This window comes from Streptomyces sp. RB17, assembly GCF_009604455.1.
GTDB lineage: Bacteria > Actinomycetota > Actinomycetes > Streptomycetales > Streptomycetaceae > Streptomyces.
In genome coordinates this window covers 46,871-59,090 of the sequence record NZ_WEGL01000004.1, presented here as the reverse complement: position 1 = coordinate 59,090, position 12,220 = coordinate 46,871, and the positions used below count along the sequence as shown (strand labels likewise).

General features: G+C 70.9%; 10 protein-coding genes. All 10 read left to right on the top strand.

Features of this window, described 5'->3' with window-relative positions; all coding sequences use genetic code 11:
• Nucleotides 1-143: 143 nt before the first annotated feature.
• The 10 genes from SRB17_RS18140 to SRB17_RS18095 all read left to right on the top strand — a co-directional run bounded on the left by SRB17_RS18140 (nucleotide 144) and on the right by SRB17_RS18095 (nucleotide 12,193).
• The gene (locus SRB17_RS18140) at nucleotides 144-1,982 is read left to right on the top strand and encodes an AGE family epimerase/isomerase (protein WP_153540049.1); all 1,839 of its coding nucleotides are present in this window, start codon (nucleotides 144-146) and stop codon (nucleotides 1,980-1,982) included.
• Complete coding sequence (locus SRB17_RS18135; protein ID WP_153540047.1) at nucleotides 1,979-2,320, top strand: STAS domain-containing protein; 342 nt, start codon at nucleotides 1,979-1,981, stop codon at nucleotides 2,318-2,320. Before SRB17_RS18140 ends, SRB17_RS18135 begins: the two co-directional genes overlap by 4 nt.
• The gene (gene glgX / locus SRB17_RS18130) at nucleotides 2,317-4,461 is read left to right on the top strand and encodes a glycogen debranching protein GlgX (protein ID WP_153540045.1); all 2,145 of its coding nucleotides are present in this window, start codon (nucleotides 2,317-2,319) and stop codon (nucleotides 4,459-4,461) included. The genes SRB17_RS18135 and glgX overlap by 4 nt, the downstream gene beginning before the upstream one ends.
• Nucleotides 4,462-4,513: 52 nt before the next feature.
• On the top strand, nucleotides 4,514-4,825 hold the full coding sequence (locus SRB17_RS18125; RefSeq protein WP_153540043.1) for an STAS domain-containing protein: 312 nt from the start codon (nucleotides 4,514-4,516) through the stop codon (nucleotides 4,823-4,825).
• Nucleotides 4,826-4,837: 12 nt separating this feature from the next.
• Nucleotides 4,838-5,347, top strand: a complete 510-nt coding sequence (locus SRB17_RS18120) for an ATP-binding protein (protein ID WP_153540041.1) — start codon at nucleotides 4,838-4,840, stop codon at nucleotides 5,345-5,347.
• A 10-nt stretch (nucleotides 5,348-5,357) separates the two neighbouring features.
• Nucleotides 5,358-6,593, top strand: coding sequence for a PP2C family protein-serine/threonine phosphatase (locus tag SRB17_RS18115; RefSeq protein ID WP_153540039.1), 1,236 nt, complete (start codon nucleotides 5,358-5,360; stop codon nucleotides 6,591-6,593).
• 18 nt (nucleotides 6,594-6,611) lie between these two features.
• Nucleotides 6,612-7,406 (top strand): MinD/ParA family ATP-binding protein, encoded by a 795-nt coding sequence (locus SRB17_RS18110; protein ID WP_153540037.1) that lies wholly within the window; start codon nucleotides 6,612-6,614, stop codon nucleotides 7,404-7,406.
• An 82-nt stretch (nucleotides 7,407-7,488) separates the two neighbouring features.
• Complete coding sequence (locus SRB17_RS46380) at nucleotides 7,489-9,531, top strand: alpha-1,4-glucan--maltose-1-phosphate maltosyltransferase (RefSeq protein WP_228396159.1); 2,043 nt, start codon at nucleotides 7,489-7,491, stop codon at nucleotides 9,529-9,531.
• Nucleotides 9,528-11,762: a 1,4-alpha-glucan branching protein GlgB gene (gene glgB, locus SRB17_RS18100; protein ID WP_323375844.1), complete on the top strand. Its 2,235-nt coding sequence runs from the start codon at nucleotides 9,528-9,530 to the stop codon at nucleotides 11,760-11,762. Before SRB17_RS46380 ends, glgB begins: the two co-directional genes overlap by 4 nt.
• Nucleotides 11,759-12,193, top strand: a complete 435-nt coding sequence (locus SRB17_RS18095) for a CoA-binding protein (protein ID WP_153540030.1) — start codon at nucleotides 11,759-11,761, stop codon at nucleotides 12,191-12,193. The genes glgB and SRB17_RS18095 overlap by 4 nt, the downstream gene beginning before the upstream one ends.
• Nucleotides 12,194-12,220: the final 27 nt, after the last annotated feature.

Below are 12,220 nucleotides of genomic sequence, written 5' to 3'. Positions count from 1 at the left end.
AGTTCAGGAAGTCCGCGACCGCTCTTTGTCCTGCGGATACGAGCCCGCTGAAGATGTGACAGTTCGCGGAATGTCAAGAACGGGAGATTCGATGGTTCATCAGTCCCGGACGAATTCAAAATCATAATGCGAAGGGTGTGACCATGTCCGACACCGTCAACTTCACGTTCTCCGACACCATCGCCGGCCGGGTGGCCGGATTCGACCGCGAGGCGCGCGTCTTCACGCTCGTCACCGCCGACGGCCGCCCCTTCGACGTCTCCCTGGACGGCGGTCCCGGCGCCGAGCTGCTGCACAACCTCGGGGAGCCCTACCAGGACGCCAGCGGCCACATCGACTCCCTGCTGGAGGAGGGCCGTTACGTCCTGGCGTACGGCGTCTTCTACCCGCACGCGGACGGGCTGCGGTTCGAGGCCAAGCGGCTGGTCTTCACCGGCCGGCAGGCGGACGACCACCGGTTCGAGGAGGCCGGCTGGTGGGTCCGGCAGATCCGCGAGATCGCCGCCTTCTACCGCAAGGCCCAGTTCGGCGACGGGCCCATCGACTTCACCCGGTACCGCACGGAGATACGGCTCAGCGGCGAGAAGACCGCCAGCCACGTCCAGGAGACGGACACCATCTCCCGGCTGGTGTACGGCATGGCGTCCGCGTTCCTGCTGACCGGCGACGACGAGTACCTGGAGATCGCCGAGCGGGGCACCGAGTACCTGCGCGAGCACATGCGGTTCGTGGACGCCGACGAGAACGTCGTGTACTGGTACCACGGCCTCAAGGTCGACGGGGACGTCGAGACCAAGCTGTTCACCTCGGAGTTCTCCGACGACTACGACGCGCTGCCCGCGTACGAGCAGATCTACGCGCTGGCCGGTCCGGTCCAGACGTACCGGATCACCGGCGACCCCCGGATCAAGGCCGACGCGGACGCCACGATCCGGCTCTTCGACCGGTTCTACCTGGACCCGGAGCACGGCGGCTACTTCTCGCACATCGACCCGATCCTGCTCAGCCCGGAGCACGAGTCGCTCGGCCCCAACCGGGCCCGCAAGAACTGGAACTCCGTCGGCGACCACGCACCGGCCTATCTGATCAACCTGTACCTGGCCACCGGTGAGAAGACGTACGCCGACATGCTGGAGTACACCTTCGACACCATCACCACCCGTTTCCCCGACCCGGAGCACAGCCCCTTCGTGCAGGAACGGTTCCACAAGGACTGGTCCCACGACACCACGCACGGCTGGCAGCAGAACCGGGCGGTCGTCGGCCACAACCTCAAGATCGCCTGGAACCTGATGCGGATGCACTCGCTGCGTCCCAAGGAGGGCTATCTGGAGCTGGCCACGACCCTCGGCGAGACCATGCCCGAGTGGGGCGCGGACCGGCAGCGCGGCGGCTGGTACGACGTGCTGGAGCGGGTCCGGGTGGACGGCGAGGAGAGGCACCGGTTCACCTGGCACGACCGCAAGGCGTGGTGGCAGCAGGAGCAGGCGATCCTCGCCTACCTCATCCTGCACGGCATCACGGGCCGGGCGGACTTCCAGGGCGAGGCCCGGGACGCCCAGGCCTTCTACAACGCCTTCTTCCTCGACCACGACGAGGGCGCCGTCTACTTCAACGTGCTCGCGAACGGGCTGCCGTACCTGCTCGGGGTCGAGCGGCTCAAGGGCAGCCACTCGATGTCGATGTACCACTCGGCCGAGCTGTGCTACCTGGCGGCCGTCTACAACAACCTGCTGCTGGGGGGCAGCGCCATGGACTTCTGGTTCAAGCCGGACCCCGCCCTGGTCGAGGGCCGGGTGCTGCGCGTGGCGCCGGACCTGCTGCCGCGCGGATCCGTGCGCATCGAGTCCGTCGAGATCGATGGCGAGCCGCACACCGCCTTCGACGCCGAGGACCTGCTCGTGCACCTGCCCGAGACGTCCGGCCGGGTCAAGGTCAAGGTCCGGCTGGCCCCCGTGGCCCGTACGGAGGTGGCGGCATGACCGTCAAGCTCAGTTCCCGCACCGAGGGCGACACCGCGGTGGTCGTCCTCGAAGGAGAGATCAACTCCACCACGTCCGGCGGGCTCCAGGCCCAGCTGCTGCCGTTCGTCGGACAGGGCAGCCGGCTGCTGATCGACCTCAGCGGGGTCAGCTACGTCTCCAGCGCGGGTCTGCGCACCCTGCTGATCGTGCATCGCAGGGCCCAGCAGCTGCAGACCGCGGTGACCCTGGTCGGCCTGTCGGAGGAGGTCCGGTTCGTGATGTCCGCCACCGGGTTCCTGGACTTCTTCCAGATCGAGGAAGACCTGGACGCGGCACGGGAACGCACGAGCCGATGACCGTCCAGGAGACACGTGAGCGCGTCGACGCGTTCCCCACCCGCCGGATCGGCGGCTACCGGGTCCGGGCCGGACGGCCCTTCCCGTACGGCGCCCATCCGGTCCCGGGGGGAATCAACTTCTCCGTCTACTCCGACCGGGCCACCTCCATGCGGCTGGTCCTCTTCGAGGAGGGCGCCCGCCGCCCCACCGCCGAACTGGAGTTCCCACCGGAGTTCCGCATCGGCAGCGTGTACGCGATGACGGTCTTCGACCTCGACGCGGAGAACCTGGAGTACGGATTCCGCGCCGACGGCCCCTTCGACCCGGAGGCCGGCGACCGGTTCGACGCCGGCGCCGTGCTCAGCGACCCCTACGCCCGGCTGATCTCCGGCCGGGACGTATGGGGGCGCGAGCCGGACTGGGACGACGTCTACCCCTACCGGGCCAAGGTCCTCGACGAGGACTTCGACTGGGGCGACGACACCCCGCTCGGCATCCCCACCGCGGACCTGGTGATCTACGAGACCCACGTCCGCGGCTTCACCCGCCATCCCTCGTCCGGGGTGAGCGCCCCGGGCACCTACGCGGGCCTGCGGGAGAAGATCCCCTACCTGAAGGACCTCGGCGTCAACTGCGTCGAGCTGCTGCCGGTGTTCGAGTTCGACGAGCTGGACAACCCGCGTACCGATCCGGCCACCGGCGAACGGCTCCACAACTACTGGGGCTACAACACCGTCTCGTTCTTCGCGCCCAAGGCCGGCTACGCGGCCACGGGCCGGTTCGGGATGCAGGCCGACGAGTTCAAGACCCTCGTGAGGGAGCTGCACCGGGCCGGCATCGAGGTCGTGCTCGACGTGGTGTTCAACCACACCGCCGAGGGCAACGAGCACGGCCCGACCATCTCGTTCCGGGGCCTGGACAACGCCACCTACTACATGCTCACGCCCCGGGGCGAGTACTACAACTTCAGCGGGACCGGCAACACCGTCAACTGCAACCACCCGGTGGTCCGCGACTTCGTGCTGTCCTGTCTGCGCTACTGGGTGTCCGAGTACCACATCGACGGCTTCCGCTTCGATCTCGCGGCCATCCTCGACCGGGCGCCCGACGGCACCCCGCTGCCCAACCCGCCGCTGCTGGAACAGCTGGCCCACGACCCGATCCTGCGCCACACCAAGCTGATCGCCGAGGCCTGGGACGCGGCCGGCCTCTACCAGGTGGGCGCGTTCCCGAACTACGGCCGCTGGTCGGAGTGGAACGGCAAGTACCGGGACACGGTGCGCCGGTTCGTCAAGGGCGAGCCGGGCCTGGTCGGCGACCTGGCCACCCGCCTGGCCGGCTCCCCCGACCTGTACCGGGGCCGTACCGCCTCGGCGTCGGTCAACTTCATCACCGCACACGACGGATTCACCCTCAACGACCTGGTGTCGTACAACGACAAGCACAACGAGGCCAACGGCGAGGACAACCGCGACGGCGCCAACGACAACCACAGCTGGAACTGCGGCGAGGAGGGGCCGAGCGCCTCCGCGCACGTCCGCGGCCTCAGGATGCGGCAGATGAAGAACCTGCTGGGCATCCTGCTCACCAGCCAGGGCGTTCCGATGATCCTGGCCGGCGACGAGGTCGGGCGCACCCAGCTCGGCAACAACAACGGCTACTGCCAGGACAACGAGCTCTCCTGGTTCGACTGGGGGCTCGTCGAGGCCAACGCCGAACTGCTGGAGTTCAGCCGGCGCCTGATCGCCTTCCGGCACGCCCACCCGGTGCTGCGCTCGGCCGACCACCCCGTCGGCTCCGACCGGGTCGGCAGCGGCTATCCCGACATCAGCTGGCACGGCGTGCGGGCCTGGGAGCCGGACTGGTCGGCGCACAGCCGGGTGCTCGGCCTGATGCGGTGCGGACGGCACGCCAAGGGCGGCACGGTCGTCGACGACCACGTCTACGTCGCCGTCAACGCCCACTGGGAGCCGCACGACCTGGAGCTGCCCGGTCTGCCCCAGGGACAGGCCTGGCACCTGTTCGCCGACACCTCGCTCGCCGCGCCCGACGGCCTGGCCGAGGTGGGCGGCGAGAGCGAGCTGCACCATCCGGGCCGGTACCACCTCGGCCCGCACGCGCTGGTGATCCTCGTCGGCCGCGGCCGGCGCACCGGCTGATCCGCCGCCCGCACGCCGCACCACGCAAGGCCTCACAGAAGGAGAGCTGTTCATGTCGTTCGACGGAATCCTCAGCGTGACCGAGGGCATCGCGACCATCGAGATCAAGGGCGAACTCGACGCGTCCACCGCGCCCCGCTTCCACGACCTGGTCGACCAGGCCGCCGAGGAGGGCGCGGTGCGCCTGGAGATAGACGCGCGCGCCCTCGACTACCTGTCCAGCGCGGGACTGCGCTCGCTGGTCTTCGCCCGCCAGAAGATGGGCGACGAGGTGCGCATCGCCGTGATCGGGGCCACGGAGCCGGTGAGCCGGACCATCCGGCTGGCCGGCTTCGACCACAGCATCGAGCTGATCGACGCCTGAGAGGGGCGGAAGATGGCGATCGACTCCGGGGCCGCGTCGGCCAAACACACTGCCGGGCACGACTGGTGCGAGGCAGGCTGTGCCGGAACGCCGCTCGCCGCCCCCGTCGGGGGGCTGCGGATCCCGGCCGACCTCGCATCCCTGGACCTGGTCGCCGGGTTCGTCCTGGAGCTGGGGCGGTCGGGCCGGCTGAGCGGCAGCGAGACCTACCGGCTGCGGCTGGCGGCCGACGAACTGGCGACCAACATCGTCATGCACGGCTACCGCGGGGCGCCGGGCGACATCTGGGTGGACGGCGGGGTCACCCCGGACCGGGTGTGGGTGCGCTTCGCCGACGACGCCCCGGCCTTCGACCCGCGCGGCGGAATGAAGCCGCCCGACCTGGAGGTGCCGCTGGCCCGGCGCGCCGTCGGCGGACTCGGGGTCTTCCTGGCGCTGACGGCGGTGGACCGCTTCGACTACGAGCTGGTGGCGGGGCGCAACGTCAGCGTGCTGACGATCCACCGCAACCACCACGAATAGATGAGACGAGATGTCACACACGAAGGTGCTGCTCCTTGACGAACACCGCCGTGCTCCGGCCGAGTTGCTGGCCGCGCTGGAGACGCTGCGGTTCGAGGTCCGCCGCCGTACCCCGGGCGAGGCGCTCGCACTGGCGCCGGGCCAGCTCGGCGAGACCGAGGTGCTGCTCGTCTCCGCCCGGCTGGCACCGGCCACGGTGAAGGCCGTCGTACGGCGGCTCGACGACGAGGGACAGCAGCCGACCGTCGTGGCGTTCGCCGACCACGATCTGCACCTGCTCGGCGGACACGTCCAGGCGGGCACCGACTATCTCGTGCCCCCGTTCCACCCGGAGCTGGTCCGTGCCCGGCTGCGCACCTGCCACGAGCACGCCGAGTTCAGCCGGACCCTGGAGGACGTGGCCGCCCACGCCGAACTCCTCAGCTACGAACGGGAGCTGGAGATCGGCCGGGAGATCCAGCTGGGCTTCCTGCCGGACACGCTGCCCAGCCCCGACCACTGGGAGATCGACGTCCGCTTCCGGCCGGCCCGCACCGTCGCCGGGGACTTCTACGACGTCTTCGAACTGGTCAACCGGCGCCGGCTGGCCCTGGTCGTGGCCGACGTCTGCGACAAGGGGGTGGGCGCCGCCCTGTTCATGGCGCTGATCCGCAGCCTGCTGCGGCACACCGCTGAGCAGAGCGGGCTGCAGAACCTGATCGCCGCCGATGTGCTGAACGAGGCCACCGTGTGGGAGGAGCAGACCCGCGCGATCCCCGTCGTCGGGGCGACCCCGCTGCTCAACGCGGTGGTCGGCACCAACAACTACCTGACCCGCAACCACATCAGGCAGGGCTACTTCGCCACCCTCTTCTTCGGCGTGCTCGACCCGCTCACCGGCAACCTCGTCTACATCAACGGCGGCCACAACCCGCCGGTCCTGGTCAGCGCCGACGGGGCCGAACCGGTGCTCCTCGAACCGACCGGGCCGGCCGTCGGCGTCATCCCCGATGTCACCTTCTCGCTCGGCTACACGCAGATCAGCCCCGGCGACACCCTCTTCATCTACACCGACGGCGTGACCGAGGCGCGCTCGGAGACGGGACGGTTCTTCGGCAACGACCTGATGATCAAGCAGCTGACCGAGGCGGCGATGCGCGGCGAGGAACTCCTCGACCACATGGACGGCGTACTGGGCGCGTTCGTCGGCCCCGCCGAGCAGTCGGACGACATCACCATGATGGCCGTGCACCGGCGCGCCTCCTGACGGAACCGGGGGCAGACCATGTCGCAGATCATCACCGTGCACTCGTACCGGGGCGGCACGGGCAAGTCCAGCACGGCCGCCAACCTGGCGGTGCTGCTGGCCTCCTCCGGACACCGGGTCGCCCTGGTGGACACCGACATCCAGACGCCCGCTCTGGACGTCCTGTTCGGGGACGCGCTCGGCACCGTCCGGCGCTCCCTGACCGACTACCTGATCGGGCGGTGCGAGATCGAGGACGCCGCCTACGCCGCGGAGGCGGACGCCGGTCACGACGGCTTCTTCGTGGTGCCGGCCCGCAGCCGGGCCACGGGCATCAACGAGATCATGGGGCGCGGCTACGACGTCGGGCTGCTCAGGGAGGGATTCGACCGGCTGATCGACTCGCTCGCCCTCGACGTGCTGCTCCTCGACACCCACGCCGGCTTCAACAACGAGACGGTGACCTCGATGGCCAGCTCGGACGCCCTGGTGGTGGTCACCCGGGCGGACCGGCTGGACATGGCGGGCGCCGCCGAGACGATGTCGCTCGCCGACCGTCTCGGCTGCGGGCGGCTGAGCGTGGCGGTGAACCTGGTGCCGGCCGGAACGGCGCCGGAGCCGCTGCGCGCGAAGGTGGAAAGCGCCTTCGGCACCCGGATCAGCGTGGTGCTGCCCTACGCCCCCGAGATGGCCTCGCTGGCCGGGGAGCGGCTGTTCAGCACGGCTTATCCGCACCACCCGCTGGTGGCGGGCTACCGCAGCATCATCGCCGCCGTGAGCAACGGGACCACGGCGCTGCGCCGGCCTGCGCCGCATCCCCGTTCCCTGCCCTGACCCCGGTGCCCGCCAGAGCCGGGTCCACGACCTCAGAGCCGATGTGACGCAGGCTCTTACTTCGGTGCCAGGAGGCATGACCATGCAAGGCAAGCCCGACGTCCGTCGGCCGGCCCCCACCGTCGGCCGGATACCCGTGCGGGACGTCCGACCCCAGGTGGACGCGGGCCGCCGGCCCGCCCGCGCCGTGCCGGGCGAGCTGTTCGAGGTGTCCGCCACGGTCTTCCGGGAGGGGCACGACGCGGTCGCCGCGAACGTCGTCCTGACCGGCCCGGACGGTGTGCCCGGACCCTTCACGCCCATGCGGCTCATCGCCCCGGGCACCGACCGGTACGCCGCGCAGGTCTCGGCCGACCGGGAGGGCGAATGGACGTACCGGGTCGAGGCCTGGACCGATCCCCTGGCCACCTGGCGGCACACCGCGCGGATCAAGGTCCCGGCCCGGATCGACGTGGAGCTGGTGCTGGCGGAGGGCGCGCTGCTGCTGGAGCGGGCGCTGCACAAGCTGCCGGCCGACGGTCCGCAGCGCGCCCGGGAGGTGCTCGAGACGGCGCGCGACCGGCTCCTGGACGGCACGCTCGCCCCCGACGACCGGCTCGCCGCCGCCCTCGGCACCGAGGTGACCGGCACCCTGGCCGCCCATCCGCTGCGCGAGCTGGTGACCTGCTCCGAGGAGCTGCCGCTGCGCGTCGACCGGGAGCGGGCGCTGTTCGGGGCCTGGTACGAGCTCTTCCCGCGCTCCGAGGGGGCCGTGCCCGCCTCGGTGAACGCGGACGGCGTCCTGGAGCCGCCCCGCTCGGGGACCCTGCGGACCGCGGCCGAGCGCCTCGAAGCGGTTGCCGCGATGGGTTTCGACGTGGTGTACCTGCCGCCGATCCATCCCATCGGCACCACCCACCGCAAGGGCCGCGGCAACACCCTGGCCGCAGGCCCGCACGACCCGGGGTCGCCCTGGGCGATCGGCTCCCCGGCCGGCGGCCACGACGCCGTCCACCCGGACCTCGGCACCCTCGACGACTTCGACCACTTCGTCGCCCGGGCCGGCGAGCTCGGCCTGGAGGTGGCGCTGGACTTCGCGCTGCAGTGCTCCCCGGACCACCCCTGGGTCACCGAGCACCCCGAATGGTTCCGGCACCGGCTGGACGGGTCGATCGCCTACGCGGAGAACCCGCCGAAGAAGTACCAGGACATCTACCCCCTGGACTTCGACGCCGAGCCCGAGGGGCTGTACGCGGAGTGCCTGCGCCTGCTGCGGCACTGGATGGCGCACGGGGTGCGGATCTTCCGCGTGGACAACCCGCACACCAAGCCGGTCTGGTTCTGGGAGCGGCTCATCGAGGAGGTGCACTCCACCGATCCCGACGTCCTCTTCCTCGCCGAGGCGTTCACCCGTCCCGCGATGATGCACAGCCTGGCGCGGGTCGGCTTCCACCAGTCCTACACCTACTTCACCTGGCGCAACTCCAAGGAGGAGGTCGAGTCCTACCTCTCCGAACTCGCCGGGCTCGGCGGCGAGGAGAGCGCGGCCTACCTGCGGCCGAACCTGTTCGTGAACACCCCGGACATCCTCAACGCCTTCCTGCAGTACGGCGGCCGCGCGGCCTTCGCGGTCCGTGCCGTGCTCGCCGCCACGGCCGCACCCACCTGGGGTGTCTACGCGGGCTACGAGCTGTACGAGAACGTGCCCGCCGGACCCGGCAGCGAGGAGTACCTCGACTCGGAGAAGTACCAGTACCGGCCCCGGGACTGGAAGGCGGCCGACGCCTCCGGTGACACCCTCGCCCCGCTGATCACCACGCTCAACCGGCTCCGCCGGGACCACCCCGCCCTGCGGCAGCTCCGCAACCTGCGCTTCCACCGGGCGGACAACGACGCGGTGGTCTGCTTCTCCAAGCGGGTCGGGGACGACTGGGTGCTGGTGGTCCTCAACCTCGATCCGCACAGCGTCCGGGAGGCGACGGTCCACCTCGACCTGCCGGCCCTCGGCCTCGACCGCGCCGACACCTTCGACGCGCACGACGCGCTGACCGGCGAGACGTACCGCTGGGGCCGCGAGAACTACGTACGTCTCGATCCACAGCACCAGGTCGCCCACATCATCACGGACAGGACGCACCTCTCGTGAACCCGCCGGTTTCCCCCCGCCTCGACCGGACGGCCCCCGCTCGGCTGCCGGCCACCGATCTCAGGCGTCTGACCACCGGCGAGGCCGGCGACCCCCACGCGCTGCTCGGCCCGCACCCGGGGCCGGACGGCGTGGTGCTGCGCGTCCTCAAACCGCTCGCCGAGACGGTGTGGGCGATCGACACGGCCGGGAACGTCCTGGCCGAGCTGGCTCACGAGGGCGGCGGCGTCTTCTCCGGGCTGCTGCCGGACGGCACCTCGGACTACCGGCTGCGGGCGCGCTACGCCGAGTGCGCGTGCGAGACGGACGACCCGTACCGCTTCCCGCCCGTGCCGGGGGAGCTGGACCTGTACCTGATCGCCGAGGGCCGGCACGAGCGGCTGTGGACCGTGCTGGGCGCACAGGTGCGCGAGCACCGGTCCGTCACCGGCACCGCGTTCGCGGTGTGGGCGCCGAACGCCCGTGGCGTGCGCGTGGTCGGGGACTTCAACCACTGGAACGGCGCCGGGCACCCCATGCGGTCGCTGGGCGCCTCGGGCGTCTGGGAGCTGTTCGTGCCGGACGTCGGCGACGGCTGCCGGTACAAGTTCGAGATCCTCGGGCCCGACGGAACCTGGCGGCAGAAGGCGGACCCGCTCGCCCGCTCGGCCGAGGCCGCGCCCGGCACCGCCTCCGTCGTCTTCACCTCCCGCCACCGCTGGACGGACGACGAGTGGATGGCGGCACGCGGCCGGCGGCGCGCCGAACGGGCACCGATGAGCGTGTACGAGCTGCACCTCGGCTCCTGGCGGTCGGGCCTGACCTACCGCCGGCTGGCCACCGAACTGCCCGGCTACGTCAAGGCGCTGGGCTTCACCCACGTGGAGTTCCTGCCCGTCGCCGAGCATCCGTTCCGCGGCTCCTGGGGCTACCAGGTGACCTCGTACTACGCGCCCATGGCCGCGCTCGGCACCCCCGACGACTTCCGCCACCTGGTCGACGCGCTGCACCGGGCGGGCATCGGCGTGCTCCTCGACTGGGTGCCGGCGCACTTCCCGAAGGACGACTGGGCGCTGGCCCGGTTCGACGGCGCCCCCCTGTACGAGCACCCGGACCCGCGCCGCGGGGAGCACCCCGACTGGGGCACCCTCGTCTTCGACTACGGGCGAGACCAGGTACGCAACTTCCTGGTCGCCAACGCCCTGTACTGGTGCACGGAGTTCCACGTCGACGGCCTCAGGGTGGACGCCGTCGCCTCGATGCTCTACCTCGACTACTCGCGGCCCGAGGGCGGCTGGCTGCCCAACGCGTACGGCGGCCGGGAGCACCTGGAGGCGGTGGAGTTCCTCCAGGAGATGAACGCCGCCGTCTACCGCAACTGCCCCGGCGTGGTCACCATCGCCGAGGAGTCCACCGCCTGGGAGGGCGTGACCCGGCGCACCGACCACGGCGGGCTCGGCTTCGGCTTCAAGTGGAACATGGGCTGGATGCACGACTCGCTGGTCTACATGGGCAAGGACCCGGTGCACCGGCAGTACCACCACCACGCGCTGACCTTCCCCATGGTGTACGCGTACGCCGAGAACCACCTGCTGCCGATCAGCCACGACGAAGTGGTCCACGGCAAGGGCTCGTTGCTCGGGAAGATGCCCGGCGACACCTGGCAGAGGTTCGCCAACGTGCGGGCGTACCTGGCCCTCATGTGGGGCTTCCCCGGCAAGCATCTGCTCTTCATGGGCCAGGAGTTCGCCCAGGAGAGCGAGTGGTCGCACGACGCGGGCCTCGACTGGCGGGCCCTCGCGCACGCCCCGCACGCCGGCGTGCGCGACCTGGTCCGCGACCTCAACGCGCACTACCTGCGGCTTCCCGCCCTGTGGGACCTGGACGCCGACCCCGAGGGCTTTCGCTGGCTGGACGCGGACGCGGCGGAGGACAACGTGTACGCCTTCGTCCGCCACGACGCCGACGGCACGCCCCTGGTCTGTGTGCACCACTTCCAGCCGACCGTGCGCCACGGCTACCGCATCGGCCTGCCCAGCGACGGCGAGTGGACCGAGATCCTCAACACCGACGCGGACCGCTACGGCGGCTCGGGCGTGGTCAACTCCGCGCCGCTGCACGCCACTCCGGTCCCCTGGCAGGGCCAGGAGTGGAGCACCGAGGTCACCCTGCCGCCCCTCGGCGTCATCTGGCTGCGGCCGCGGCACCGGGCCGGGGACGGCGAACGACACGACGAGGGGACGTACGCATGACCGAGTACCTGTGGGACGAATACCGCCGCATCCTCGGCGGGGCGCGCACCATCGCGGTGGTGGGCGCCTCGGCGGAGCCGGGCAAGTCCGCGCACGAGATCCCGGCCTACCTCCAGCGCAAGGGCTTCACCGTCATCCCGGTCAACCCGCACCACCGCGAGGTACTGGGCCGGCCGGCCTTCGCCTCGCTGCTCGACATCGGCGAACCCGTCGACGTCGTCGACGTGTTCCGGCCGGCGCCCGAGACGCCCGCCGTGGCCCGGCAGGCCCTGCAGATCGGGGCGCGGGCGCTGTGGCTCCAGCTCGGCATCGTGTCCGACGAGGCACGGGAGATCGCCGAGGCGGGCGGACTGCGCGTCGTCATGAACCGCTGCCTCGGCGCGGTCCACGCGGAACTGGAGCTGGCCGGGGCACTGAGCCGCACCACGTGAGAGCCGCACCACTCGAGTGAGAAGGGG

What these genes read in the sequence shown, in the direction of transcription:
- SRB17_RS18125 (WP_153540043.1), top strand. Translation starts at nt 4,514, where the DNA reads ATGTCGTTCGACGGAATCCTCAGCGTGACCGAGGGCATCGCGACCATC.
- SRB17_RS18095 (WP_153540030.1), top strand. Translation starts at nt 11,759, where the DNA reads ATGACCGAGTACCTGTGGGACGAATACCGCCGCATCCTCGGCGGGGCG.
- SRB17_RS18140 (WP_153540049.1), top strand. Translation starts at nt 144, where the DNA reads ATGTCCGACACCGTCAACTTCACGTTCTCCGACACCATCGCCGGCCGG.
- SRB17_RS18135 (WP_153540047.1), top strand. Translation starts at nt 1,979, where the DNA reads ATGACCGTCAAGCTCAGTTCCCGCACCGAGGGCGACACCGCGGTGGTC.
- SRB17_RS18120 (WP_153540041.1), top strand. Translation starts at nt 4,838, where the DNA reads ATGGCGATCGACTCCGGGGCCGCGTCGGCCAAACACACTGCCGGGCAC.
- SRB17_RS18115 (WP_153540039.1), top strand. Translation starts at nt 5,358, where the DNA reads ATGTCACACACGAAGGTGCTGCTCCTTGACGAACACCGCCGTGCTCCG.
- glgX (WP_153540045.1), top strand. Translation starts at nt 2,317, where the DNA reads ATGACCGTCCAGGAGACACGTGAGCGCGTCGACGCGTTCCCCACCCGC.
- SRB17_RS18110 (WP_153540037.1), top strand. Translation starts at nt 6,612, where the DNA reads ATGTCGCAGATCATCACCGTGCACTCGTACCGGGGCGGCACGGGCAAG.
- SRB17_RS46380 (WP_228396159.1), top strand. Translation starts at nt 7,489, where the DNA reads ATGCAAGGCAAGCCCGACGTCCGTCGGCCGGCCCCCACCGTCGGCCGG.